The sequence below is a fragment of the Aromatoleum diolicum genome, from assembly GCF_012910955.1.
GTDB classification, from domain to species: Bacteria; Pseudomonadota; Gammaproteobacteria; order Burkholderiales; family Rhodocyclaceae; genus Aromatoleum; species Aromatoleum diolicum.
On the sequence record NZ_WTVQ01000025.1, the window covers coordinates 1 to 25,167 of the forward strand.

Below are 25,167 nucleotides of genomic sequence, written 5' to 3' on the forward strand. Positions count from 1 at the left end.
CGAGCACGTTGAGGCGGCCACGGTGGGCCATGCCGATGACGATTTCCTGCGCACCGAGGCCACCGGCGACCCGGATCAGCTCGTCCATCGCGACGATCGTCGATTCGCCGCCTTCGAGCGAGAAGCGCTTCTGGCCGACGTAGCGGGTGTGCAGATAGCGTTCCAGCGTCTCGGCGGCGGTGGTGCGCTCGAGGATGCGCTTCTTCTTCGCCGCATCGAACTTGGGCGTCGCGCGCACGCTCTCGAGCCGGCTCTGGATCCAGCGCTTCTGCGCGATGTCGGCGATGTACATGTACTCGGAGCCGACCGCGCCGCAGTAGGTCTGGCGCACCGCTTCGAGGATCTCGCGCAGGCTCGCGTGTTCGGTCGAGAAGCCGTGGAAGGAACCGGTGTTGAAGCTGCGCGACAGGTCCGCTTCGGTGAAGCCGTAGTAGGACGGCTCGAGTTCCGCGATGTGCGGGCGCTCGGTGCGCTTCAAGGGGTCGAGGTTCGCCCAGCGGTTGCCGAGGAAGCGGTAGGCGTTGATCAGTTGCAGCGTGCTGACCTGGAGCTTGTCGTCGCCTTCGGGGGCCACCGTGCGCACCGGGCCGCGCTTGGCCATCTCGGCGAAGGCCGCAATCACCGGGCCATGCGCCACGTCACGCACCACGGCGCCGCTTTGCGCCTGCAGCGCGTCGAAATACGCGCGCCACGTGTCCGACACCGACGCCGGGTCGGCAAGGTAATTCTCGTACTGCTCCTCGATGAACGGCGCATTCGTGCCGAAAAGATGAGAAGTCGATTTGTGCTGAGTCGTCATTGTGTTGCCACCTGTTGTCTTGTTGCTCTGCCTTTTGGGCTATTCGGCGCTACAAAGCCCGGCATCTCCGATGGAAAAACGGGATGGCCGCGTCAAACGACCATCCCGCGGAGACTACTGCCGGGATTCCCTCCCGCCTCTATCCATCGTCTCTTACGGACGCTGGGTCAGATCCGGCACGCTACGACGCGCCGCGCCGACGTACAGCTGACGCGGACGACCGATCTTGTATTCAGGATCGGTAATCATTTCTTCCCACTGGGTGATCCAACCCACAGTACGCGCAAGCGCAAAGATGCAGGTGAACATCGAAGTCGGGATACCCAGCGCCTTCTGCACGATGCCCGAATAGAAGTCAACGTTCGGATACAGCTTCTTCTCGACGAAGTACGGATCCTCCAGCGCTATCTTCTCGAGTTCCTTGGCCAGCTTGAACAGGCGATCGTTCTCAAGGCCCAGTTCGCCCAGCACTTCGGAACACACCTGGCCCATGAGTTTGGCACGCGGGTCGAAGTTCTTGTACACACGGTGACCGAAGCCCATCAGCTTGAAGCTGTCGTTCTTGTCCTTCGCACGCTTGATGTACTCGCCAACGCGCGAGACATCGCCGATCTCTTCCAGCATATTGAGGCAAGCCTCGTTCGCGCCACCGTGCGCCGGCCCCCACAGACACGCGATACCAGCCGAGATGCAGGCAAACGGATTCGCACCCGACGAACCGGCCAAACGCACCGTTGAGGTCGAGGCGTTCTGTTCGTGGTCAGCGTGCAGTGTAAAGATCGTATCGAGCGCACGAACCAGCACCGGGTTCGGTTCGTACTTCTCGCACGGAGTACCGAACATCATGTGCATGAAGTTCGCCGTGTAGTCGAGGTCGTTACGCGGATACATGAACGGCTGACCGGTGTTGTACTTGTAGGCCATCGCAACGATGGTCGGCAGCTTGGCAATCAGACGGTTGATCGAAATGTTCCGATGTGCCGCATCGGAAAAGTCCATAGCTTCGTGGTAGAACGCCGACAGCGCGCCAACGACGCCGACCATAACAGCCATTGGATGCGCGTCACGACGGAAGCCCGTGTAGAACTTCGTCATCTGGTCGTGCAGCATCGTGTGGTTCTTGATCGTGGTCTCGAACTCGGTCTTCTGCGTTGCGTTCGGCAATTCGCCGTTCTTCAGAAGATAGGCCACTTCAAGGAAGTTGCACTTGTCGGCCAGCTGTTCGATCGGATATCCACGATACAGCAGTTCGCCCTTGTCACCGTCGATGAAGGTAATCGTGGACTTGCAGCTGGCGGTCGAGAGGAAACCCGAGTCATAGGTGAACAGACCGGTCTTGGCACCCAGCGTACGGATGTCAATGACATCATTACCGTGGGTGCCGGTCATCACCGGGAATTCGACGGCCTTGCCATCGACGGTTAGCGTTGCAGTGCGTTCAGTGCTCATAGGTCATCCCTTTTGCGTGCCCGTATTAACTACTAGCTCCCTGTAACGACCGTCCTGACCGGGTCAAGGCTGACCCAGCAGGCCGATCATCTCCTTCCAGCGGTCGTCGCTGCAGGGCTTGCTGCCATTGACCATGGCCCAAAGGTCATGGTCTTCACAGCGCAGCAAGTCCTCCAGATCCGCCAGTTGACCCTCTGTCAGACGGTCAAAGTCCCTCTCCAGAAAGCGTGCGAAGACAAGGTCGAGCTCAAGAAGAGCCCGACGACACTGCCAGCGCACGCGTCCCCGGTCGATGCTCATACTGCGCGGCTGACCATCATGTCCTTGATCTTGCCGATCGCGCGCGTCGGATTCAGACTCTTCGGACACACATCAACACAGTTCATGATGCTGTGGCAACGGAACAGGCGATACGGATCCTCGAGGTTGTCGAGACGCTCGTTCGTCGCCTGGTCGCGTGTATCGGCAATAAAGCGGTACGCGGCCAGCAGTCCAGCCGGCCCCACAAATTTGTCCGGATTCCACCAGAACGACGGACAAGACGTGGAGCAGCACGCGCACAGGATGCACTCATACAAACCATTGAGCTCTTCGCGCTCTTCCGGCGACTGCAGGCGCTCACGCTCCGGCGGCGGGTTGTCGTTGATGAGGTAGGGCTTGATCGAGTGATACTGCTTGAAAAACTGCGTCATATCGACGATCAGATCGCGGATCACGGGCAGGCCCGGCAGCGGACGCAGCACGACCGGTTGCGGCAGGCTGTCGATATCGGTCAAACATGCCAGACCATTCTTGCCATTGATGTTCATTGCGTCCGAACCGCACACGCCTTCGCGGCACGAACGACGGAAAGAAAGCGAGTCATCCTTGGCCTTCAGGCGCACCAGCGCATCGAGCAGCTTCTTGTCCGAAGCTTCGAGCTCGACGGTGATGTCCTGCATGTAGGGCTTTTCGTCGCGATCGGGATCGTAACGGTACATCTTGAATTGAACGGTACGCTTGCTCATTTCGATATTTCTCCGGCGCTCAGTAGGTGCGCTTGGCGAGTGCGATGGGCTCGACTTCCTGCGACAACGGCTTCATGGTGACCGGCTTGTATTCAAGCCGGTTGCCGTCGCGGTACCACAGGGTGTGTTTGAGCCATTCGTTGTCATTGCGGCCGTTGGGGAATTCCGCCGTATCCGGGGCATCGTCGCGCACATGCGCACCACGCGACTCCTTGCGGGCCTCGGCCGAGACAATCGTGGCCTTGGCGACTTCGATGAGATTGTCCAGCTCCAGGGCTTCCATCCGCGCGGTATTCCAGACCTTGGACTTGTCCTTGATCTCGGTTCGCTTCGCACGCTCGGCAACTTCGAGGATTCGCGTGACGCCTTCCTTGAGGAGGTTGTCGAAACGGAACACGCCGGCATGCTTCTGCATCGTGCGGCGCATCTCCAGACCGACTTCATGGACGCTCTCGCCACCAGTCTGCCCTTCGAGCCGCGCGAGGCGCGCGAGCGACGCGTCGGCCGCGTCGGCAGGCAGCGGCTTGAGCTCGAGGGCGCCGCGCTTGTAGTCCTCAACGACCGTTTCACCCGCCGACTTGCCGAACACCAGCAGATCGAGCAGCGAATTCGTACCGAGACGGTTGGCGCCGTGCACCGACGCGCATGCGCATTCGCCGGCCGCGTAGAAGCCGGACACCGGGGCATTCGGATTGCCGTCCTTCGGCGCCACGACCTGACCCTTGTAGTTCGTCGGGATGCCGCCCATCTGGTAATGCGCAGTCGGCACCACCGGAATCGGCGCCTTGATCGGGTCCACGCCTGCGAACTGGATCGCGATCTCGCGGATGCCGGGCAGCCGCTTCATGATCGTCTCGGGCGACAGATGGGTGATGTCGAGCAGGACGTGATCCTTGTCCGGTCCGCAGCCGCGGCCTTCATTGATCTCGGTCGTCATCGCGCGCGACACGACGTCGCGCGAGGCCAGATCCTTCAGGTTCGGCGCGTAGCGCTCCATGAACCGTTCGCCCGAGCCATTACGCAGGATGCCGCCCTCGCCTCGCACGCCTTCGGTGATCAGCACGCCCGCACCGAACACGCCGGTCGGGTGGAACTGCCAGAACTCCATGTCCTCAAGTGGTACGCCGGCACGTGCGGCCATGCCCAGACCATCGCCAGTGTTGATGAAGGCGTTGGTGGAGCTGTGGAAAATCCGGCCGGCACCGCCGGTGGCGAAGATCGTCGCCTTCGCGTGGAAGATGCTGACTTCGCCGGTCTCCAACTCCATCGCCGTCACACCGAGCACATTTCCATCAGCATCACGAATCAGGTCCAGCGCCATCCATTCAACGAAAAACTGGGTGTTCGCGCGTACATTGCGCTGGTACAGCGCGTGCAGCATCGCGTGACCAGTCCGGTCGGCCGCGGCACAGGAGCGCGACACGGGCGACTGGCCGTAATTCTGCGAGTGACCACCGAACGGACGCTGATAAATTTTGCCGTTGTCGGTACGATCGAACGGCATCCCGTAGTGTTCGAGCTCGACGACGACTTCGTTCGCCTTGCGGCACATGAATTCGATCGCATCCTGGTCACCCAGCCAGTCCGACCCCTTAACGGTGTCGTACATATGCCAATGCCAGTTGTCCTCGGTCGAATTGCCGAGTGACGCGGCAACACCACCCTGAGCGGCGACCGTATGCGAACGTGTCGGAAACACCTTGGTCAGCACGGCGGTCTTGAGGCCGGACTCGGAAAGTTGCAGGGCCGCGCGCAGGCCGGCACCGCCGGCACCCACGATAACCGCGTCAAAAGTACGCTTAGCGACGTTCACGCTCACAGCCTCCAAAGAATCTGGGCAGCCCAGCCGGCATAGCCGACGAGCAGGAAGATCGTTACAACATGCAGGGCCAGACGAACGCCGACCGGCTTGATGTAATCCATGAAAATGTCACGAATCCCGATCCAGGCGTGATAGAACAGCGCCAGGAAAAAGAGGAAGGTGAAGAAGCGCACAATGCCGTTGCGGAACAGACCAGACCATGCCTGGTAGTTCATTTCGGGCAGACCAAGCGCCGCGGCTGCAAACAGGATCGTGAAGACCACCATGAAGACGGCGGTGGCGCGCTGTGCAATCCAGTCGCGCAAGCCGTAGTGAGCGCCAACCACGATACGCTTTACCATAGCTTCACCCCGATCAGGACGGTGAGCGCGATGCTCACGATCAGCACGATACGCGAGCTGTTACGAGCGGCCGGGAGATCCAGCCCCTTGTGCAGGTCGAGCAGCAGAAAACGGATACCTGCGCAGAAATGATGCATGTATGCCCACAGCAGTCCCAACAGCAGAAGCTTGACGAGCGGATTGCCAACCACACTCTGGTATGTCGCGAACGACTCGGGCGAACCAAGACTGCGATCGAATAGGAACAACAAGAACGGCAGCATCAGGAACAAGCCCGCGCCGCTGACCCGATGAAGAATGGAAACGAAACCCGGCAGCGGGAGCCGGATTTCGTGCAGCGCCAGGAATTTGGGCCGCTGCTTGCGCACTATGGCTTCTGACATATTGTTTTACCCCTCGATGAGCGACGGTTTCCCGACGCGGTTCTCCCAGATTGCAAAGAGCCGGAATTATATACGCTGAACGCGCCCCGGCCGAGGCTTCGAGCCCTTCAGTTCAGCTCATTCAGATAAAAATGCTCAGCAGTCGAATACAGGCCGCGCCGCCACTCCACTGGCCTGTCACCATAGGTGTAGGTAACCCGCTCAACCGACAGCAGCGGCGTCCCCTCGGCAACTTTGAGCGTTTCGCTGGTGGAACGGTCAGCCGCCACCGCGCGAATACGTTCCTGGGCGCGAATCATGCGCAAACCGAAGCGCGTCTCGAACAAGCTGTAAAGCGACCCGTTCCAGCTTTGAAGCACTTCGAGTGTCAGGCCCTGAAAAATCTCGCCGGGCAGATAGATCTCATCGATGACCACCGGCTTTTGCGCAAATCTGAGTAATCGACGCACGATGATGATTGGGGCCCCCTGCTCGACCCCGAGCATGCGCGACGCCTCCTGCCCCGCCTTCGCACGCCAGCAGTCCATTGGAACACTTTGAGGATGGGCGAGATCACCGTCCATCGGCACCAGCCGCAAGAATCGGAACAAGGCTCGCGGGTCATTGTGCGAGGCCACAAAAGTACCCTTGCCCTGCTTGCGCACGAGAAGATTTTCCGCTGCCATCTCGTCAATGGCCTTGCGCACTGTTCCTTGAGAAACACTGAATCGCGAGGCCAATTCCTGCTCGCTCGGAATCACCTGACCGGGACGCCACTCCCCCGACTCAAGCGCCTGGAGAATCAGACTCTTGATCTGCCGGTAGAGCGGACTGAATGTGGGGGATTCCTGAGCCATGCGCACATTTCATCACAAAAAAATTGAAGCGTCCATCGCCTGTCTCATGTCTTATATAAGACACTGGACGTTCATTGACATCATCGGGACTTGCTTCTACCATCTTTTAGCCCCGGCGACTGGCTTCGGCCAGTCTCCCCGAGTCGAACGCCGAGCAGCAATCGCGGGCGCAAGATCGATTATTCATACCGTCTTCAATTCGCTTTAGAGGGAGTACTCAAATGAGCAAAGCCCCCGTGCGCGTCGCCGTCACTGGTGCCGCCGGTCAGATCGGCTACAGCCTGCTGTTCCGCATTGCCAGCGGCGAAATGCTGGGCAAAGACCAGCCCGTGATCCTGCAACTGCTCGATCTTCCCCAAGCCCAGAAGGCGGTCAAGGGCGTAATGATGGAGCTGGAAGACTGCGCCTTCCCGCTGCTCGCCGGCATGGTTGCGACGGACGATCCGAACGTCGCATTCAAGGACGCCGACTACTGCCTGCTCGTCGGCGCCCGCCCGCGCGGCCCCGGCATGGAGCGCGCTGACCTGCTGACTGCCAACGGCGCGATCTTTACCGTGCAGGGCAAGGCCATCGCCGAAAACGCCAAGGAGACCGTGAAGGCGCTGGTTGTGGGCAACCCGTGCAATACCAACGCCTACATCGCTGCCGCCGCCGCGAAGAAGGTTGGCCGCACCAATCCGAACAACTATCACGGCATGCTGCGACTGGACCACAACCGTGCCCTGTCGCAACTCGCAGCCAAGACCGGCCGTGCGGTTGCCAGCCTGAAGAAGATGGTTGTGTGGGGCAACCATTCGCCCACCATGTATGCCGACTATCGCTTCTGCACCTCCAATGGCGACTCGGTCAAGGCACTGGTCAATGACCACGCCTGGAACAACGACGTGTTCCTGCCGACCGTCGGCAAGCGCGGCGCGGCGATCATCGACGCACGCGGCCTGTCTTCCGCGGCCTCGGCGGCCAATGCCGCGATCGACCACATGCATGACTGGGCGCTCGGCTCCGATGACTGGGTGACCATGGGTGTCCCCTCCGACGGCTCCTACGGCATCCCGGCCGGCGTCGTGTTCGGCTTCCCGTGCGAGTGCAAGAATGGCGAATTCAAGATCATCCAGGGTCTTGAGATCGACGAGTACTCCCGCGAGAAGATCAACAAGACCCTGGGCGAACTAGAAGACGAACGTGCCGCCGTTGCGGACATGCTGAAGTAAGCGCACCAAGACTTTCCGGCAAGCAAGGGCCGCGGCATGATGCCGCGGCCTTTTTTTCGCACGCGGAATTCAGCAGAATTACGCGATACAAACCAACACGGATACCCCATATGCAGCACCCTGCCGACGTTCTGTTTGCTGGCGAGAAACCGTTCCCGATATTGCCCGCGGTGGATCATTACGCCGGCTCGGAAAAATTGATGAGAAAGGCGCTGGCCCTTCAGCACGAACTCGGACCGATTTTCGATATTACCTGTGATTGCGAGGACGGCGCACGCGCCGGCGCTGAGGCTGAGCACGCGGCGATGGCCGCCGAAGTGGTGCTCTCCGCCGATAACCATTTCGATCGTGTCGGTGTGCGCATTCACGACATCACTCACTCGCACTGGCGAAAGGATCTGGAAATTCTGGTCGGCAAGGCGGGGCAGCGGCTGGCCTTCGTCACCCTACCCAAGGTACGCTCGACGAGTGATGCGCTCGAACAGATTACCGCACTGAGGGCCAGTGAAGCCGACAACGGGATCACGCGGCCAATACCTGTCCACATTCTCATCGAAACCCATGGTGCCTTGCGCGAAGTATGGGGAATCGCCGCCCTCTCCGGCGTCGAGTCACTCGATTTCGGGCTGATGGATTTCGTGTCGGCTCATCATGGCGCGATTCCAGGAGCCGCGATGACAAGCCCCGGGCAATTCACACACCCTCTTGTTGCCCGCGCGAAAGCGGAGATCGCGGCTGCAGCCTTGGCTAACGGCGTCGTGCCGTCCCATAACGTCACGACGGAACTTAAGGACATCGAGTTTATCCGCCGCGACGCCGAACGTGCCCGGCGTGAGTTCGCCTATCTGCGGATGTGGAGCATCCATCCGAATCAGATCAAACCGATTGTCGAGGCAATGCGCCCCGATTTTTCCGAGGTCGAAGCCGCAAGTGGAATTCTGATCAGCGCGCAGGACGCAGACTGGGGCCCAATCCAGTATCGGGGGAAATTGCATGATCGGGCGTCATACCGGTACTACTGGGAGTTGCTGCGGCGGGCGCGGACTACAGGAATGTCCGTCGACCTCGAATCGGAGCAACGGTTTTTCTCTTGAGCAGTGAAGGGTTTCGGGTTTGTCCTCGATACCCGCTCCGGCGACACCGCATCATCACGAGCCAAGCCTACGTGCGGCCGCGCTGCACGCAGCATCACCCGCCAGCATCCTTCTCACCCGCCGGCATCCTTCTCGCCAGCCACGCCAAGCGAGCCAGGCAGGCCTCTACCCCTTCACCCCACGGGAGCAACAATCGATACCGACAGGCTGATCGTGCTGATCGCGGGCAGGGGCCGGGCGCCATGGATTCGGCGCTGCGCCGATTTCAGACAGCCACGCTTTCCACTGATCGTCCCGCTTGCACTCCATGCTCCCAGAGCCGACCACCCCTGAAAGCACACAGAAAGCTGTTGGCCCGCAACCTCGGCAGGTTTATTCGTACTCATGTTTCATCCCCGTATGGATAACACCACCAAGCAAAACCTACACCAGATGAGTATCACGCCATACGGCAAACATGCGGGCGGATGCACGCCAACGCACGACGAAAACCAGGCGACTGCCTCACAAAATCGACAACATCAACGGCGACGGAACTGCTGGGGTCGAGCCGCCTCTCCCGCGGGTCGCTCATCCTTGTGGCGAAAACTGATTCGAGCCTTGGTGAGGTCATATGGCGATAACTCGACACTCACCTTGTCACCCGCAAGAATGCGAATGCGATGCTTGCGCATCTTGCCCGAAGCATAGGCCTGCACTTCGATGCCATTTTCCAGCGTTACGCGAAAGCGCGTATCGGGCAGCACCTCATTAACGACACCCTCCATTTCCAGCAGTTCTTCCTTTGCCATTTCAACTCCTTTGAAACATCCAGTACGCCATTCCGGAACACTCCAGACTGACTTGCAGCGAACACATGCAGCGCTCGCCAGTTAATTTCGCGCAGTCGGGAATCCGATCACGTTCCAGTTACGCCAGATCACACTGGGAACAAGGCGTACCAGAAAATCTGCAACCACCTGCTTGCACTCCGAGCAGAGTCGGTTGACTGAGCCGGCGGTTATCTACAGGGCCGTAGCCGGCGACGGCGCCATCCATTCGGAGGCGCCAAGGGATAACCGGGACACCCGGGAGAGAGCCGGCCACAACGGGAATACCCGGCACCGTGCTTCGGCAATTCACTATACAGGATTATTGCCACCTTCCCAATATCGGTGGAGATTTCGATACCCCACGCGCCAATTATTCAACACATTACATCCGATTCCTTATAATCCTTCCCATGACCACCGCAGCTTCCCAATCGCACGATTGCACGGTGCTTTTTGCGGACCTCGCAGGAAGCACGCAGCTATACGAGCGCATCGGCGACGCCGTGGCGTTCAAACTCATCGAGCAATGCCTTCAAGGCATACGATGCGAGATCCTTAAGTGCGGGGGTCGTGTCGTAAAGCATACCGGGGATGGCTTGATGGCGGTCTTCCACGATGCCAACGACGCGCCGGATGCAGCAATCCGCATCCATAACGTGGTGCAGGATCTGCCGCGCGCATCGGGACAGAAGTTGGCTGTACGGGTGGCATTTCACACGGGCACGGTAATCCAGAGCAAAGATGATGTTTTTGGCGACACGGTCAATGTTGCCGCGCGCTTGCTCGAACTCGCGTCGCCCGGGAGGGCGATTACCTCGGCCGAAACGGTGCGGCAACTGAAGGCCGAATGGCGTACGTTGCTTCACCCGTTGCAGAGTCGCAGCCTGCGCGGAGTGTCACGGCTGACGGCACTTTTTGAACTGGTGTGCGAATCGGCTGGAGATTTGACGGTTGTCCAGAGCGTGAAGTTCGATGCCGAGGATTCGACCGAACTACGACTAAAGTTCAGAAGCCGGTCCCTGATTCTGAACACCCAGATTCCGAGCGCCCGCCTCGGCCGCGCACCATCATCCGATGTACGTGTCAGCGATACGCGGGCGTCGCGTGAACATGCCTACATTGAACTGCGCGGCGACAAGTTTGTACTGGTCGATCGCAGCAGCAACGGCACCTTTGTCACGATTGACGACGAACGGGAATTCGTGCTCTCGCACGAAGAGGTAGTTCTGCGCAAATGGGGGCATCTCGCGCTCGGCCGATCTTGCGTCGACAGCACCGATGTCATCGACTTCATCTGTCTCTGAAGCGATCGCAGAAGAAGTCCATGCGTGAAAGCCAATCCTCGGCTGCGACACCCGTGTGCTTTTTCATTTCTTGCCACAACCACCTGCGCACCTGACGCAGTCCTCGCGTTCGATCCGTTTTCCCAACGCTTGCTGCAACGCGCAGACGGAGCGCCGACAACACACCAACATCACACCGTTGCGGCTTGCGGCCTCGCGAAAGCGTTGCATGACGTTATGCCCGAGGAAGTCTGTAAAGAGGATGACCACTTCGACACCCGCAGGCAGGGGGGCAGTACGACGCTGATGTGCAGTATCGCGGCCGCTGACATGCGCTGCGATTCTTATGCCGAATCCGGCAAGCACTTCGGGGATATTGCCAAGCCGGTCGGCACCGACGATGAGCGCATTCATGAAAATCTCCTCAGGGATTATTGCGAATCGTTCTCAATAATCATGCACTCAATAGGAACCGTTTGCAACTAGGAATTGTTCTCGTTAGTATTGCGCCATCGACCATCACACACGTAAGGCAAACACATCATGATGAAGAAGCCCCTCCTCGCCTCCATCCTGCTTGGCTTTGGCCTGACCGCCATCCACGCTATTGCGGCCGACACGGAACTGAATCTGTATTCGGCTCGGCATTACCAGACGGATGAAGCGCTCTATGCGAATTTCACGAAGCAAACCGGGATCAAGATCAATCGCATCGAGGCAAAGGAAGACGAACTGCTGGAGCGCATTCGCAACGAGGGCGCAAACAGCCCGGCTGATGTCTTCATTACGGTCGATGCGTCACGCCTGGCCAAAGCTGACGAACTGGGCGTTTTTGCCCCGGTAAAGTCGAAGATCCTTGAGGAACGGATTCCTGCGCACCTGCGTGCTGACAATTGGTTCTCTTACTCGACCCGCGCCCGCGTGATCATCTACAACAAGGACGCGATCAAGCCGGAACAGGTCCAGACTTATGAAAGCTTGGGCACCCCCGCGCTAAAGGGCAAGGTGTGCACCCGCTCCGGCAGCCACCCGTACAACATTTCGCTTGGCGCAGCACTCGTCAAGCATAACGGGGCAGAAGCTACCGAAAACTGGGCGCGTAATGTGGTGGCCAACTTCGCTCGCGCCCCAAAAGGTGGCGACACCGATCAGATCAAGGCGGTTGCGGCAGGCGAGTGCGGCGTGGCGATTGCCAATACTTATTATCTGGCGCGTCTGATGAATTCGGACAAGGCTGAAGACAAGGAAATAGTGGCAAAGATCGGTACCGTGTGGCCCAACCAGCAAAGCTGGGGGACGCACATCAACATCTCCGGCGCCGGCATGCTGAAGCACGCGCCGAACAAGGGCGCAGCAGTTAAATTCCTTGAGTATCTGGCCTCTGACGACGCCCAAGCGTACTTCGCCAACGGCAATAACGAATGGCCGGTCGTTGCTGGCGTGAAGGTCAGCAATCCGGCGCTCGACACGCTGGGCAAATTCAAGGCCGACACCTTGCCGATCGGCGAGTTGGCAAAGACGGCGGCAGAAGCACAGCGCATTTTTGACCGAGCCGGTTTCCGCTGAGCTGCGAGGCGAGCGCTGACGCACTTGCCGCAATTCAAAGCTTAGCTGCACCCATGGAAAACCCCTCCCGCGTACTCCGCCGGAGGGGTTTTTGCTGTCGGTTGTGCGCCGGACTTACGCCTGCGGCAGCGACCAGTTGCAGCCTACTGCTGGGACTGCGGACCGGGATTCGGTTTAGGCGCGCGCTTGCGGAATTTGCGTGCAGGTTTCTTCGGCTGGCTTTCATCTCCAGCCACGACCGGGGCAGCCGGCCTCGGCGGCCCCGCCGGCTTGGGTTGAGGATTCGGCCTGGGTTGCCCTCCGGACTTTTGCTGCCCCCCGGGTCTGGGGCCGCGGACGAGGGGCTTGCGCCCCACGCCGGACGAAGGCGACGGTCGCCGGAGATTGGGGTCCGGCGCGCCTTCGCGATTGCCGGGAGCCAGACTGATTTCGAGTTCGTTCAGTTCATCCCACTCGGCATCAGTGCGCTGATTGTCGGGAATTGCCAGCAGTTCCTGCAGGCGACGACGGGGAGAAGTCGGTTGCGGTGCGTTCATGGCGGGATTATCCCATCGTTCGGCCGTGACAGTCTCTATTCAGTGTGTTTTTGCGCCAAATGTTCCGATCACGCGGTGACCGCGGTGCCAGCAGGGCTCGCTAGCGACTCACTTTGGCATGCGGCGGGTGACCCGTTCGACGATCGAACTGCGCGCGGCGAGTTCCGTCGCGCCGGCATCCTTCGCCGCTTTGAACGCGTCCCCGTCGAAATGCGGACCGAAGGCGATGATATCGATCTGGGGATGGGTTGCACGCAGTTGTGCGATGTGATCGCACGCATTGCGTACCGCCAGGTCGATGACAATGCAGTCAGGCACTTCGGTCGTTTTCTTCTTTAGCACCGTGGCGCCAGCCGCCTTCCAGGCCGATTCGAGCCGCATGCGACTCATCAGGTCATCGCACCAAAGCAGGATTTTCATCGTCACCTACACCTCCACTGTTGTTATCGTTATCGATCCGTTGCAGCTAGATTTCGGTCTCTTCCACCGTGCGCCGCGTCCCCCGCACAATCTGGCGGGAAATGATAAACATCGGCAGCAGTCCGACCGCAACGATGGTGAGCGCCGCGGTCGAGGCTTCTGCAAGCCTCTCATCGGACGCGAGCGTGTGCGCCTGAGTCGCCAGCGTGTCGAAGTTGAACGGCCGCATGACGAGTGTTGCAGGCAATTCCTTCATCACATCGACGAAAACCAGCAGCCCTGCGGTTAGCAGGCTACCTCGCAGAATCGGCACGTGCACGCGCCGCAGCGTACCCCATTTTCCCAAACCCAGGGAGCGGGAAGCATCATCCATGCTAGGGGTGATCTTGCCGAGACTGGTTTCGACCGTGTGCAGCGCGACGGACAGGAAGCGGCTGAGATAGGCATACACAAGTGCAGCAATCCCGCCTGTAAGCATCAGCCCCGGGTTCACACCGAACGCATCGTGCCACCACGCGGCAATGGCATTATCCAGCCGCGTCACCGGAATCAGCACGCCCACGGCAATGACCGAACCCGGTACCGCATAGCCGAGGCCGACAACCCGATTGAGTGCATGCGGGAGGCTGGAACGGCTTAGTCGCGCTGCATAGCCCAGAAAAACCGCAAGCAGAACGGCGAGTGCTGCCGTCACCAGTGCAAGCACGAAGCTGTTACGCGCAAGTCCGACGAAACGCGCGCCGAACTGGGCATCGCCTTCAACAAGCGCCATTTTCAACAACAGCCCCGCAGGCAGCAGGAAGCCAAGCAGCAGCGGCATGAAGCAGGCAAATGCGGCAAACAAACCACGCAGAGGGGAAAGTCGAATCGGGGTGGGGATGGTCTGCTGGCGTGAAGTGTTGTTGAATCGTGCGCGCCCGCGGCTGGCATGCTCGAGCACCAGCACTAGTACTACAAAGGCGAGCAAGGCGGCGGAAAGCTGTGCCGCGGCAACGCGGTCGCCCAGCGAGAACCATGCGCGATAGATACCGGTAGTGAAAGTCTGTACGCCAAAATACGAGACAGTACCGAAGTCAGCGAGCGTTTCCATCAAAGCGAGCGCTGACCCGGCCACGACTGCAGGACGGGCCAACGGCAGCGATACCCTGAAGAAGCAGCCCCACGGCCCGAGACCCAGCGAACGCCCCGCTTCGAGCATGCCCGACGCGCGCTCAAGAAATGCGGTGCGCGCAAGCAGATAGACATAAGGGTAGAGCACGAACATGAACATGGCCACGGCCCCACCCGGGCTGCGCACATCCGGAAACCAGTATTCGCCGGCGCGCCAGCCGAATACTTCACGCAGCCAAGTCTGCAGGGGACCGACGAACTGGAGGAAATCCGTGTACACATAGGCCATCACATAAGCGGGAACGGCCAATGGGAGAACCAGCGCCCACTGAAAAAAGCGCCGCCCGGGAAAATCCAGCATGGTGGTACACCAGGCTGCCGTAATGCCGATGGTCGATACGCCCAACCCAACACCGACGCATAGAATCAGCGTATTGCGGATGAACTCGGGCAATACTGTATCGGCAAGGTGGCTCCATGTGCCGGACGTTCCACCGACGAAGACGTTGGAAAATACCGAGATTACCGGCAGCGCGATCAGGACCGCGATCAGGAGCGCACCAATCGTCAATGACGACCACCCCGTCCGCAGCCTACCCAGCCCGCCTTTGAATTCCATCACGCTCCCAATACACGACGCCGCAGGACCCGTTCCAGGCGGCAACTTGCGGAGAATTATAATTGATCGCATTTGGATTACCGCGATGCAATAATGGTCGTCGCAAAATCCTTTCGTGTATCGGATCACTAATGTCCCATCTCGAACTCGCCGACATCGACCTTGCCTACGGTGGCCACAGCGTCGTGCGCAAGCTGTCCCTGCAGCTTGAAAAAGGCAGTATCGGCTGCCTGCTCGGGCCTTCCGGCTGCGGAAAAACCACGGTGTTGCGCTGCATCGCGGGATTCGAACCCGTTGCAGCGGGTGAAATCCGACTCGATGGCGTGGTCGTCAGTGGACGCGGACATCACGTGCCACCGGAGAAGCGTCGGATCGGCATGGTGTTCCAGGACTACGCACTGTTTCCGCATCTCTCCGTGGCGGAAAACATCGGCTTTGGCCTGCGCCATTCGGACGGCGCTCAGCGACACGAACGCGTTTCCGAGTTGCTGCGGGTAGTTGGCCTGTCCGATCAGGGGCACAAGTATCCACACGAAATGTCCGGCGGACAGCAACAGCGTGTGGCCCTGGCTCGCGCGCTGGCGCCACGACCGAGCCTGTTGCTACTGGACGAACCGTTCTCCAACCTCGATGTCGAGCTTCGCGAACGCCTTTCCTACGAGGTACGCGACATCATCAAGGCGACGCATACGACGGCCATCCTCGTCACGCACGATCAGCACGAAGCCTTCGCCGTCGCCGACGAGATCGGCATCATGAACGAGGGCCGCATCCAGCAGTGGGACACGCCTTACAACCTTTATCACCGGCCCGGCAATCGCTTCGTCGCCGATTTCATCGGCCAGGGAGTTTTTCTGCCCGGACTGGTGGTCAATGATCATCAGGTTCAGGTCGAACTCGGTACGCTGAATAGCGCGATACCGGTCGAGTGCGGCATCGGCTGCGGTAACTGCGACCGCGACTGTACGGTCGACGTGCTGCTGCGGCCCGATGACATCATCCACGACGATACCAGCAGCCTGAAGGCGGAAGTGGTGCACAAGGCCTTCCGTGGCGCGGACATCCTGTACACGTTGCGTCTGACGAGCGGCGTAAAGGTCTTGTCCTTGGTACCCAGCCACCACAACCACGCGATTGGCGAGCAAATCGGTATTCGCCTGGATGTCGATCACGTGGTGACTTTTCACGAAGGCTCGGAAGACGCCGTGCATACACGCCCCGAGCATCGGCTCATCCACATGCCGCGATGATTCCCTGGCTGGCTGGAAGGCCCGCGTTTCCGCCTGTCGAACGGGCGCTCATCGAGCCGGGCGGCCTGCTTGCCGCAGGCGGCGAACTGACACCGGAGTGGCTGTTGGCGGCGTATCGGCAGGGAATTTTTCCCTGGTACAGCGCTGGCGAGCCGATTTTGTGGTGGAGTCCCGATCCACGACTGGTGCTGATTCCGTCCGGCCTCAATATTTCGAGATCGCTGCACAAGACGCTGCGCCAGAGCCGTTTCGAGGTGCGTTTTGACACCGCATTCGCGCAAGTGACCACCGCTTGCGCCGAGCCTCGCGAACCCGGGGGAGGCACCTGGATTACCGCCGAGATGCAGCGCGCGTACTTGCAAATGTACGAACTTGGCTATGCTCACAGTGTCGAAACATGGGAAAACGACAGACTCGTGGGGGGGCTGTACGGTATGGCGCTCGGACGCGCGTTCTTCGGCGAATCGATGTTCTGCCGGCGCACAGACGCTTCGAAGGTTGCCCTCGCCTACCTTGCCCGCTATCTCGAACTGCAGGATTTCGCGGTAATCGACTGCCAGATGACCACTTCTCACCTGCTCTCGCTGGGAGCTCAGGAAATGCCGCGCAGTGAGTTCTGTGCGGATCTCGCCACATGGACGCTGCAGGGCGCGGGACCAGGACGTTGGCCACGTGATGCGGGCGACGGGTTCTTCTGACCGCGACGCACCCGGCCATGCAGAAAGATTACCCATACGCGCTCATCCAGTTCTACGCCACGGCCCCCTATGCGTGTTCGTATCTACCCGAGCGCGTAGCGCGCTCGCAGGTTGCGACCCCGGGCCACCTGATTGACTCGGCAATTTATAGCGAGCTCGTGCGCAACGGGTTTCGCCGGAGCGGGATGTTCACCTACCGTCCCTATTGTGACCATTGCCGGGCCTGCGTGCCGGTACGAGTACCGGTGGACGCCTACGCGCCCGACCGCAGCCAGCGACGTACCTGGACACGTCATCACAGCCTGTATGCGCGGGAACACGAACTGGCCTTTTCGGAGGAGCATTACGCGCTCTATCAGCGCTACCAGACCACGCGCCACGCAGGCGGAGGAATGGATCAGGACAATCGGGAACAGTACACGCACTTCCTGCTGCAAAGCCAGGTGGATACGCGCCTCGTCGAATTTCGCGACAACGGCGTATTGCGCATGGTTAGCGTCATCGATCGGCTCAGCGACGGACTGTCGAGTGTCTATACGTTCTACGACCCGGACGACGAACACGCCAGCTACGGCACCTATGGCGTGATGTGGCAGATCGAGGTGTGCCGCCGTCTCGGTTTGCCCTATCTGTATCTCGGCTACTGGATCAAGGAAAGCCGCAAGATGGCATACAAGATCCGCTTTTTCCCCCTCGAGGGACGCGTGCGGGGTGAGTGGCGCCCGCTCGACCCGCTTGCCGACAACGCATCGGAATAGCAATCCAACCCGAGTCCGATTGGCGCCAATGCTTCATCTCGGGCACCGGACACCGTAAAAACCGTAGGGCAGTCTGGCGCCCAACCCGGTAAAATCGTTCAATGCTCTACGACATCGCCCGCCCCCTGCTGTTTTCGCTCGACGCGGAAACAGCGCACGAACTCTCCCTCGCTTCCCTGAATCTTGCCGGACGCCTGCTGCCCGCAGGCAAACCGGTGACCGCCGAACCAGTGCAGGCGATGGGAATCACCTTCCCCAATCGCATCGGCCTGGCTGCCGGTCTCGACAAGAACGGGGAAGCCATCGACGGACTCGCCCGATTCGGCTTCGGCTTCATCGAGATCGGCACCATCACGCCGCGCCCGCAGCCGGGCAACCCGCGCCCGCGCATGTTCCGACTGCCCGAAGTGCGCGGCATCATCAATCGAATGGGGTTTAACAACCACGGTGTCGATGCGCTTGTCGCGAACGTGAAGGCGACCAAATTCCGAGGCATTCTCGGCATCAACATCGGCAAGAACTTCGACACCCCGATCGAGCAGGCGGCCGATGACTATCTGGCATGCCTGGACAAGGTCTACACGCTGGCGAGTTATGTGACGGTCAATATCTCGTCACCCAACACGAAGAACTTGCGGCAATTGCAGGGCGAGTCCGAACTCGACGACCTCCTGGGACGCCTGAAGGCGCGTCAGGAGCAACTCGCTGACCGCCACGGACGCTATGTGCCGCTAACTCTCAAGATCGCTCCCGATCTGGAGCCGGCGCAAGTGATCAATATTGCCGACGCCCTGCGTCGCCATCGCATCGACGGCGTAATCGCGACCAACACCACGATTTCGCGTGACAAGGTGCAGGGTGTCCGCTACGCCGAACAGCAGGGCGGACTCTCCGGAGCGCCGGTCTTCGAAGCGTCGACAGCGGTTGTTGCACAGCTCGCGCAGACGCTTGCAGGCGAGCTCCCGATCATCGCGGCCGGCGGCGTGCTCGACGGGCGCGGCGCACAGGCCAAGCTTGATGCCGGGGCCACCCTGGTGCAACTGTATAGTGGGCTGATCTATCGCGGCCCCGGACTTGTTGCGGAATGCGTACACGCGACCGCCGACCATTCCGACTCACATCGCGCCTGACACGCCGTGCAAACCGCGCGAAAGGCATATGCCTATAACCCCGTCGGGCTTGAGCCGTGCCTGACGGCGGGCGATAATCCACCGATTACATGCGGTGCTGGATCATGAGCAGCTACATCTTCGTCGTCATCGGCGCGGTCCTCGTCAATAATGTCGTGTTCGTCCGCATCCTCGGGTTATGCCCGTTCATGGGGGTATCGAAGAAGCTGGAAACCGCTATCGGCATGGGCGCGGCAACCACCTTCGTGCTGACCCTGGCGTCGGGCACCAGCTACCTGATCGACCATTACCTGCTGCAGCCTTACGATCTCGCGTACCTGCGCACACTGGCCTTTATTGTCGTCATTGCGGCCATCGTGCAACTGACGGAGCTGGTGATTGAAAAGACCAGTCCGGTACTGCATCAGGTACTAGGCATCTATCTCCCGCTGATCACGACGAACTGTGCCGTGCTCGGAATTCCGCTGCTCAATGTCGGCCTCAAGCATAATTTGCTTGAATCCCTTCTATTTGGCTTCGGATCATCCATCGGCTTTACAATGGCGCTGGTGCTGTTCGCAGGTATCCGTGAACGGCTGGACGGGGCGGACGTACCCACTCCTTTTCGCGGCACGGCCATCGCAATGATCACTGCCGGGTTCATGAGCCTGGCCTTCATGGGGTTCGCCGGACTGGACCGCTTTCAGTAAATCACGCTGGCGAAGAACTAAAAGATTCCTGATATGGCGCAAATGCCGCAGCCCCTTGCCGGGATAATCTCCCGCGCCCAGCTTCTTGCCTTGATTCCATGCTGACCGCCCTCCTCATCATGACCGGAATCGCTATAGTGCTGGGTGCAGCGCTAGGCTATGCCTCGATCCGTTTCAAGGTCGAAGGCGATCCGCTGGTCGAAAAGATCGACGCAATCCTTCCCCAGACCCAGTGTGGCCAGTGTGGCTACCCCGGCTGCAAGCCTTACGCACAGGCTATCTCCAACGGCGAGGCAGACATCAACCAGTGTCCGCCTGGCGGCGAAGAAGGCATCCGCAAACTGGCCGACTTGCTCGGGCGGGAATTCAAGCCTTTGTCGGAAGAGCACGGCCACGAAAAACCCAAGTCCGTTGCATTCATCAACGAACAATTGTGCATCGGCTGCACCTTGTGCATTCAGGCCTGCCCGGTCGACGCCATCGTCGGCGCCGCCAAGCAGATGCATACGGTGGTTTCGCCGCTGTGCACCGGCTGCGAGTTGTGTGTTGCGCCCTGCCCCGTCGATTGCATAGCAATGGTACCGGTAGGAGAAACAGTCGAAACCTGGAAATGGAAATATCCGGTGATTGAGTTGAGGCCGGCTGCATGATCGCCCGATTGTTCAATTTCAGGGGTGGCGTCAAGCCCGTATCCCACAAGAACGAGTCATCCGCGACACCGATCGTCAAAGCCCCCCTGCCACCGCGGCTCGTGATTCCGTTGCGCCAGAGTATCCGCTCGACGGCGCGCTGCCTGGTTCAACCTGGCCAAAGGGTACTTAAGGGCGAACACATCGGCGAGGGCGAAGGGCCACTGGGAACCAGTGTTCATGCGTCGACCTCCGGCACGGTAGTCGAGATCGCGTCATTTCCGATGGCGCATGCTTCGGGGCTCGAGACACCGTCCGTGGTCATCGAACCGGACGGCGAGGACCGCTGGATTGATCATGCACCACTCGATTACCGCAACGTATCGCGCAATGCAGCACTGGCCTACCTGAGGAATAGCGGCATCGTCGGCATGGGCGGTGCGGGTTTCCCGACGCACGTCAAGCTTGGCAACGGTAGCGGCATCGACACGCTGGTGATCAACGGCGCCGAATGCGAGCCGTGGATCACCTGTGACGACCGGCTGATGCGCGAACGCGCTGCCGAGGTCCTGTCGGGCGCGACGATCCTGCGCGAACTGATCGGTGCAAGGCGGGTGCTCATCGGCATCGAGGACAACAAGCCCGAGGCCATCACGGCAATGCGCGCGGCTGCGAGCGGTGTGGGCGACACATTGGAAATCGTACCGGTGCCAACCCTCTACCCTGCGGGCGGAGAAAAGCAGCTGATCCGCGTGCTCACCGGCATCGAAATTGCACAGGGCAAGCTGGGCGCCGATTTCGGCGTGCAATGTTTCAACGTCGGCACGGCACAGGCGGTGCACCGCGCAATCCATCATGGCGAGCCGCTCCTTTCGCGCATCGTGACGCTCACCGGCAACGTCGCACACCCTGGCAACTACGAAGTGCTGCTTGGCACACCCGTCGATGCGCTGCTAAAGCTGGCGGGCCCGAAAGCCGACACTGACCGCTACATCATGGGCGGTCCGATGATGGGCATTGACCTGCAGAGCCTCAAGGTGCCAGTGGTCAAGGGCACGAATTGCGTGATATCGGCCTCCCCTGCGCTGTTCCCGCCGCCCCCCCCCGAACTGCCCTGCATCCGTTGCGGCGCCTGCGCACGAGCGTGCCCGGCAGACCTGCAACCTTTCGAACTTTACTGGTTTTCGCGCGCGAAGAACTTCGGCAAGACACAGGAATACCACTTGTTCGATTGCATCGAATGCGGCTGCTGCGCCTTCGTCTGCCCCTCGCGCATTCCCCTGGTCGACTACTACCGCTTCGCGAAGAGCGAGATCTGGGCGCGCGAGCGCGACCTCAAGGCCTCCGATCAGGCACGCGACCGGTTTGAATTCCGCAACTTCCGGCAGGAACGCGAGAAGGAGGAGAAAGCGGCGAAGCTCGCGGCAAAGGCTGCCGAAACACGTGCCAAGCTGGCGGACGGCACATCTGCCGGCGCAGCTGAAGCCCCCCCGCCAGTGAGCGACGAGGATCCCAAGAAGGCGCTAATTGCCGCCGCACTGGCACGCGCCAAGCAACAGAAAGCGGCCGTCACACCGCAAAACACCGAAGACCTGAGCCCCGAAACGCAAGCCGAGATTGACGAGATCGAAGCGCGGCGTGAAAAGCTGAACGACTAGAACGCCGACACAACGCCCTGACATGATCCATTCTCCCTACATTCGCAAGCCCGCCAGCGTCCAGAGCGTGATGCTGACCGTGCTGATTGCGCTGATCCCGGGCATTGCCGCCTACGTATGGCAGATCGCAGCTGTCGTGCTTGTGAATCTCGTCATTGCAACAGTGACGGCACTCCTTGCCGAAGCAGCCATGCTCAAGGTGCGCGGTCGTCCACTGGCTCCCGCGCTGTCTGATCTATCGGCCGTCGTGACCGCCTGGCTGGTGGTGCTGTGCTTTCCGCCAATTCTGCCGTGGTGGGCGACGGTGCTGGGGGTACTGATCGCGATCGTCGCCGTCAAGCATCTGTACGGTGGCCTTGGTCAGAACCCGTTCAATCCGGCAATGGTTGCCTATTGCGCGATGATCATCGCCTTCCCGTCGCTGATGTCGCAGTGGCCGCCCGCCGGCCAGTTGGACCTGCAAACGCAACTCGATCTGGTGCTCGGTGGCGTGCGCGAGCTTGATGCGATCACCGGTGCCACAGCGCTGGACGCCATACGTACCGGTCTGCGCGCTGGTAACACAAGCGTCGACGCGCTGCTGACCCAATCCGCCTTCGGCCAATTCGGCGGACGCGGCTGGGAGTGGCTGGCTCTTGGATACCTCGCAGGCGGAATCTATCTGCTGGTACGCGGCATCATCACCTGGCACATGCCGACCGCGTTCATCGTTGGGCTCGCCGTGATATCGGGTGCGTTCTGGCTCACCAATCCGGCGCAGTTCGCATCACCGCTATTCCATCTCGCGAGTGGCGGCGCGATGCTGGCGGCATTCTTCATCGTCACCGACCCGGTTTCGGGCGCCGCCACACCGCACGGCAAGCTGATTTTCGCTGCAGGTATCGCGCTCATCGCGTACCTGATCCGCGCATTCGGCGCCTTCCCCGAGGGCATCGCCTTCGCCGTGCTGCTAATGAACATCTGCGTCCCATTGATCGACATGAACACGCAACCACCGGTCTTCGGCCACCGCGGGGGCAAAGCACGATGAGCCATCGCTACACCGCCGCCAATACGTCGCTGCGCACGGCGGGGATCATGGTGCTGTTCACCGTTACCTTCACCGCAGTAATGTCGGCGACCTACGATGCCACCCGTCCGGCCATCGAAGCGTCCGCGCAGGAAGGAAAGATGCGCCTGATCAACGAGGTCCTCCCGCCTTCCAGCTACGACAATGGGCTGCTTGACGACTTCGTCACCCTGGGCCCCACCCCGCAACTCGGACTCGACGACGGCGGGCGCATCTATCGTGCCCGCCGCGCCGGCGCGCCAGCGGCGCTGGTACTGGAGGCAGCGGCACCTGATGGCTACGCAGGACGCATCCAATTGGTCGTGGCGGTCGGTGCTGACGGCCGCGTGAGCGGCGTGCGCGCGGTCGGCCACAAGGAGACCCCGGGGCTGGGTGACTACATCGACCCACGCAAGGACCGCAACAAGACACAGCCCTGGATCGGCCAGTTCGCTGGCGTTTCGCTCGCCGATGTTGCCGCAGCGAAATGGACCGTCAAACGCGACGGCGGCGCATTTGCCTACCGGATCGGCGCCACCATCAGCGCTCGTGCGGTAAGCCGCGCGACGGGGCGCGTCCTCGAATACGCCACCGAGAACCGCGATGCCCTATTTGCGGCGCAATCGGGCAGCCGGATCTGACAGGAGAACCGCAACATGAACCTGCAGAGCTTTCGTGAAAGTGCCTGGAATGGCCTGTGGCGGCAAAATACCGGCCTTGTGCAGCTGCTCGGACTGTGCCCGATCCTCGCGGTCAGCACGAGTGTTGTCAATGCGGTCAGCCTGGGTCTGGCGACGGTACTCGTCATGGCGGTATCGAATTTCGCGGTGGCCTCGCTGCGCAATTTCATCCCATACGAGATCCGCATTCCAGTCTTCGTCCTGATCATCGCGGCACTGACGACTGTCGTGGACCTGGCCTTCAATGCCTATTTTCACGATCTCTACCTCGTGCTCGGCATCTTCATCCCGCTGATCGTCACCAACTGCATCGTGCTTGCACGCGTGGAAGCCTTCGCGGCGAAGAATGACCCGGTTTCATCGACTGTCGATGGCGTGATGATGGGACTCGGACTGGTATGCGTGCTCGCCGTGCTGGGCGGGCTGCGCGAGCTTGTTGGCAACGGCACCTTGTTTTCGGGCATCGAGATGTTGGTCCCCAGCCTTTCGCCGATTGCTGTCTTCGGGAACGACTACCCCGGCTTCCTGATCGGGGTCCTGCCACCGGGTGCGTTTTTTACCCTCGGCTGCCTGATCGCGCTGTCGAACTGGATGAGAACCCGCGCAGCACAGCGCAAACATGCGATGCTGCGGCCGGCAGCTCCCGTCGCGGACGAAGCGCCTTCGGCGCCCTGAGGCGCACGATCGGCAATGCACCGCGCCGCCGTTAACGAGTTTTTTCGGCGCCTCGCCGATGCGGATCCGAGTCCGACCACGGAGCTCGAATACGCCTCTCCGTTCCAGTTGCTGGTGGCCGTGGTGCTGTCCGCACAGGCCACCGACAAGAGCGTAAACCTGGCGACCCGTGGGCTGTTCGCCGCGGCGCCAACACCCGAGGCGATGCTTACGCTGGGCGAGGAAGGCGTCGCCGACTACATCAAGACGATCGGCCTGTTTCGCAACAAGGCAAGAAATACGGTGGCGCTGTCCCGCCTGCTGCTTGAACGCCATGCAGGTGAAGTACCGCACAACCGCATTGCGCTCGAAGCGCTGCCCGGCGTCGGGCGCAAAACCGCCAACGTCGTATTGAACACGGTGTTCGGCGAGCCGGTGATGGCGGTCGACACGCACATCTTCCGCCTCGCCAACCGCACCGGGCTCGCCCCCGGCAAGGACGTCCTGGCCGTGGAGCAGGCACTGATGCGCCGTGTGCCCAAGGAATATCTGCAGAACGCCCACCACTGGCTGATCCTTCACGGCCGCTACGTATGCACCGCGCGCAAGCCAAAGTGCGGCGAATGTCGGGTGCGGGATCTGTGCGAATTCCGGGACAAGACGGCTTAACCCAAACTTTCATCGA

27 protein-coding genes are annotated in these 25,167 nt (G+C 60.5%); 15 read left to right on the forward strand and 12 right to left on the reverse strand.

All coding sequences use genetic code 11. The features are described from left to right. The 8 genes from GPA25_RS14725 to GPA25_RS14760 all read right to left on the reverse strand — a co-directional run. Positions 1 to 799, reverse strand: a 799-nt coding sequence (locus GPA25_RS14725; RefSeq protein WP_425486392.1) for a 2-oxoglutarate dehydrogenase E1 subunit family protein, incomplete at its 3' end; no start/stop codon positions are given. A gap of 153 nt (positions 800 to 952) precedes the next feature. Continuing rightward, positions 953 to 2,248: a citrate synthase gene (gene gltA / locus GPA25_RS14730; protein ID WP_169261173.1), complete on the reverse strand. Its 1,296-nt coding sequence runs from the start codon at positions 2,246 to 2,248 to the stop codon at positions 953 to 955. Positions 2,249 to 2,311: 63 nt separating this feature from the next. Further along, positions 2,312 to 2,548 (reverse strand): FAD assembly factor SdhE, encoded by a 237-nt coding sequence (locus tag GPA25_RS14735; protein WP_169261174.1) that lies wholly within the window; start codon positions 2,546 to 2,548, stop codon positions 2,312 to 2,314. Next, the gene (locus GPA25_RS14740; RefSeq protein ID WP_169261175.1) at positions 2,545 to 3,255 is read right to left on the reverse strand and encodes a succinate dehydrogenase iron-sulfur subunit; all 711 of its coding nucleotides are present in this window, start codon (positions 3,253 to 3,255) and stop codon (positions 2,545 to 2,547) included. The genes GPA25_RS14735 and GPA25_RS14740 overlap by 4 nt, the downstream gene beginning before the upstream one ends. A gap of 19 nt (positions 3,256 to 3,274) precedes the next feature. Then, a complete protein-coding gene (sdhA, locus tag GPA25_RS14745; RefSeq protein WP_169261176.1) occupies positions 3,275 to 5,068 on the reverse strand; it encodes a succinate dehydrogenase flavoprotein subunit in 1,794 nt (597 codons plus the stop codon). A 2-nt stretch (positions 5,069 to 5,070) separates the two neighbouring features. After that, on the reverse strand, positions 5,071 to 5,418 hold the full coding sequence (sdhD, locus tag GPA25_RS14750; RefSeq protein WP_169261177.1) for a succinate dehydrogenase, hydrophobic membrane anchor protein: 348 nt from the start codon (positions 5,416 to 5,418) through the stop codon (positions 5,071 to 5,073). Beyond that, positions 5,412 to 5,801 (reverse strand): succinate dehydrogenase, cytochrome b556 subunit, encoded by a 390-nt coding sequence (gene sdhC, locus GPA25_RS14755; RefSeq protein ID WP_169261178.1) that lies wholly within the window; start codon positions 5,799 to 5,801, stop codon positions 5,412 to 5,414. Before sdhC ends, sdhD begins: the two co-directional genes overlap by 7 nt. 107 nt (positions 5,802 to 5,908) lie before the next feature. Then, a complete protein-coding gene (locus GPA25_RS14760) occupies positions 5,909 to 6,637 on the reverse strand; it encodes a GntR family transcriptional regulator (RefSeq protein ID WP_169261179.1) in 729 nt (242 codons plus the stop codon). A 221-nt stretch (positions 6,638 to 6,858) separates the two neighbouring features. On the opposite strand from GPA25_RS14760, the gene GPA25_RS14765 reads away from it, so the two are divergent. Together GPA25_RS14765 and GPA25_RS14770 are read left to right on the forward strand one after the other, a co-directional pair. Next, on the forward strand, positions 6,859 to 7,848 hold the full coding sequence (locus GPA25_RS14765; protein WP_169261180.1) for a malate dehydrogenase: 990 nt from the start codon (positions 6,859 to 6,861) through the stop codon (positions 7,846 to 7,848). Positions 7,849 to 7,958: 110 nt separating this feature from the next. Then, positions 7,959 to 8,942 carry an HpcH/HpaI aldolase/citrate lyase family protein gene (locus GPA25_RS14770; RefSeq protein WP_169261181.1) on the forward strand — a complete coding sequence of 328 codons (984 nt, stop codon included), beginning with the start codon at positions 7,959 to 7,961 and terminating at the stop codon, positions 8,940 to 8,942. Positions 8,943 to 9,463: 521 nt separating this feature from the next. Here GPA25_RS14770 and infA read toward each other — a convergent pair. Beyond that, positions 9,464 to 9,733: a translation initiation factor IF-1 gene (infA, locus tag GPA25_RS14775; RefSeq protein ID WP_169261182.1), complete on the reverse strand. Its 270-nt coding sequence runs from the start codon at positions 9,731 to 9,733 to the stop codon at positions 9,464 to 9,466. Between the two features lie 431 nt (positions 9,734 to 10,164). Between infA and GPA25_RS14780 the strand changes: the two genes are divergently transcribed. Then, complete coding sequence (locus tag GPA25_RS14780) at positions 10,165 to 11,058, forward strand: adenylate/guanylate cyclase domain-containing protein (protein WP_169261183.1); 894 nt, start codon at positions 10,165 to 10,167, stop codon at positions 11,056 to 11,058. Positions 11,059 to 11,121: 63 nt separating this feature from the next. On the opposite strand, the gene GPA25_RS14785 is transcribed toward GPA25_RS14780, so the two are convergent. Continuing rightward, positions 11,122 to 11,451, reverse strand: coding sequence for a DUF2325 domain-containing protein (locus GPA25_RS14785; RefSeq protein WP_169261184.1), 330 nt, complete (start codon positions 11,449 to 11,451; stop codon positions 11,122 to 11,124). A gap of 129 nt (positions 11,452 to 11,580) precedes the next feature. Here GPA25_RS14785 and GPA25_RS14790 point away from each other — a divergent pair, with 129 nt between their 5' ends. After that, complete coding sequence (locus tag GPA25_RS14790) at positions 11,581 to 12,603, forward strand: Fe(3+) ABC transporter substrate-binding protein (RefSeq protein WP_169261185.1); 1,023 nt, start codon at positions 11,581 to 11,583, stop codon at positions 12,601 to 12,603. A 644-nt stretch (positions 12,604 to 13,247) separates the two neighbouring features. Here GPA25_RS14790 and GPA25_RS14795 read toward each other — a convergent pair. Together GPA25_RS14795 and GPA25_RS14800 are read right to left on the reverse strand one after the other, a co-directional pair. Beyond that, positions 13,248 to 13,559 carry a hypothetical protein gene (locus GPA25_RS14795; protein ID WP_246265724.1) on the reverse strand — a complete coding sequence of 104 codons (312 nt, stop codon included), beginning with the start codon at positions 13,557 to 13,559 and terminating at the stop codon, positions 13,248 to 13,250. Between the two features lie 46 nt (positions 13,560 to 13,605). After that, on the reverse strand, positions 13,606 to 15,288 hold the full coding sequence (locus GPA25_RS14800) for an ABC transporter permease (RefSeq protein ID WP_169261186.1): 1,683 nt from the start codon (positions 15,286 to 15,288) through the stop codon (positions 13,606 to 13,608). Positions 15,289 to 15,419: 131 nt separating this feature from the next. On the opposite strand from GPA25_RS14800, the gene GPA25_RS14805 reads away from it, so the two are divergent. From GPA25_RS14805 to nth, 11 genes are all read left to right on the forward strand, one after another. Beyond that, entirely contained in the window at positions 15,420 to 16,538 is a 1,119-nt protein-coding gene (locus GPA25_RS14805; protein ID WP_169261187.1) for an ABC transporter ATP-binding protein, read from the forward strand. Next, entirely contained in the window at positions 16,535 to 17,236 is a 702-nt protein-coding gene (aat, locus tag GPA25_RS14810; protein WP_169261188.1) for a leucyl/phenylalanyl-tRNA--protein transferase, read from the forward strand. Before GPA25_RS14805 ends, aat begins: the two co-directional genes overlap by 4 nt. A gap of 17 nt (positions 17,237 to 17,253) precedes the next feature. Continuing rightward, on the forward strand, positions 17,254 to 17,994 hold the full coding sequence (locus GPA25_RS14815; protein WP_169261189.1) for an arginyltransferase: 741 nt from the start codon (positions 17,254 to 17,256) through the stop codon (positions 17,992 to 17,994). A 101-nt stretch (positions 17,995 to 18,095) separates the two neighbouring features. Continuing rightward, entirely contained in the window at positions 18,096 to 19,124 is a 1,029-nt protein-coding gene (locus tag GPA25_RS14820) for a quinone-dependent dihydroorotate dehydrogenase (RefSeq protein ID WP_169261190.1), read from the forward strand. Positions 19,125 to 19,228: 104 nt separating this feature from the next. Continuing rightward, a complete protein-coding gene (rsxA, locus tag GPA25_RS14825) occupies positions 19,229 to 19,813 on the forward strand; it encodes an electron transport complex subunit RsxA (protein ID WP_169261191.1) in 585 nt (194 codons plus the stop codon). Positions 19,814 to 19,911: 98 nt separating this feature from the next. Further along, positions 19,912 to 20,463, forward strand: a complete 552-nt coding sequence (gene rsxB, locus GPA25_RS14830; protein ID WP_169261192.1) for an electron transport complex subunit RsxB — start codon at positions 19,912 to 19,914, stop codon at positions 20,461 to 20,463. Beyond that, complete coding sequence (rsxC, locus tag GPA25_RS14835) at positions 20,460 to 22,100, forward strand: electron transport complex subunit RsxC (protein ID WP_169261193.1); 1,641 nt, start codon at positions 20,460 to 20,462, stop codon at positions 22,098 to 22,100. The genes rsxB and rsxC overlap by 4 nt, the downstream gene beginning before the upstream one ends. A 22-nt stretch (positions 22,101 to 22,122) precedes the next feature. Further along, positions 22,123 to 23,130 carry an RnfABCDGE type electron transport complex subunit D gene (locus GPA25_RS14840; RefSeq protein ID WP_169261194.1) on the forward strand — a complete coding sequence of 336 codons (1,008 nt, stop codon included), beginning with the start codon at positions 22,123 to 22,125 and terminating at the stop codon, positions 23,128 to 23,130. Further along, positions 23,127 to 23,789, forward strand: coding sequence for an RnfABCDGE type electron transport complex subunit G (locus tag GPA25_RS14845; RefSeq protein ID WP_169261195.1), 663 nt, complete (start codon positions 23,127 to 23,129; stop codon positions 23,787 to 23,789). The genes GPA25_RS14840 and GPA25_RS14845 overlap by 4 nt, the downstream gene beginning before the upstream one ends. 15 nt (positions 23,790 to 23,804) lie before the next feature. After that, a complete protein-coding gene (locus GPA25_RS14850; protein WP_169261196.1) occupies positions 23,805 to 24,503 on the forward strand; it encodes an electron transport complex subunit E in 699 nt (232 codons plus the stop codon). Positions 24,504 to 24,518: 15 nt separating this feature from the next. Further along, positions 24,519 to 25,151 (forward strand): endonuclease III, encoded by a 633-nt coding sequence (nth, locus tag GPA25_RS14855; protein ID WP_169261197.1) that lies wholly within the window; start codon positions 24,519 to 24,521, stop codon positions 25,149 to 25,151. Positions 25,152 to 25,167: the final 16 nt, after the last annotated feature.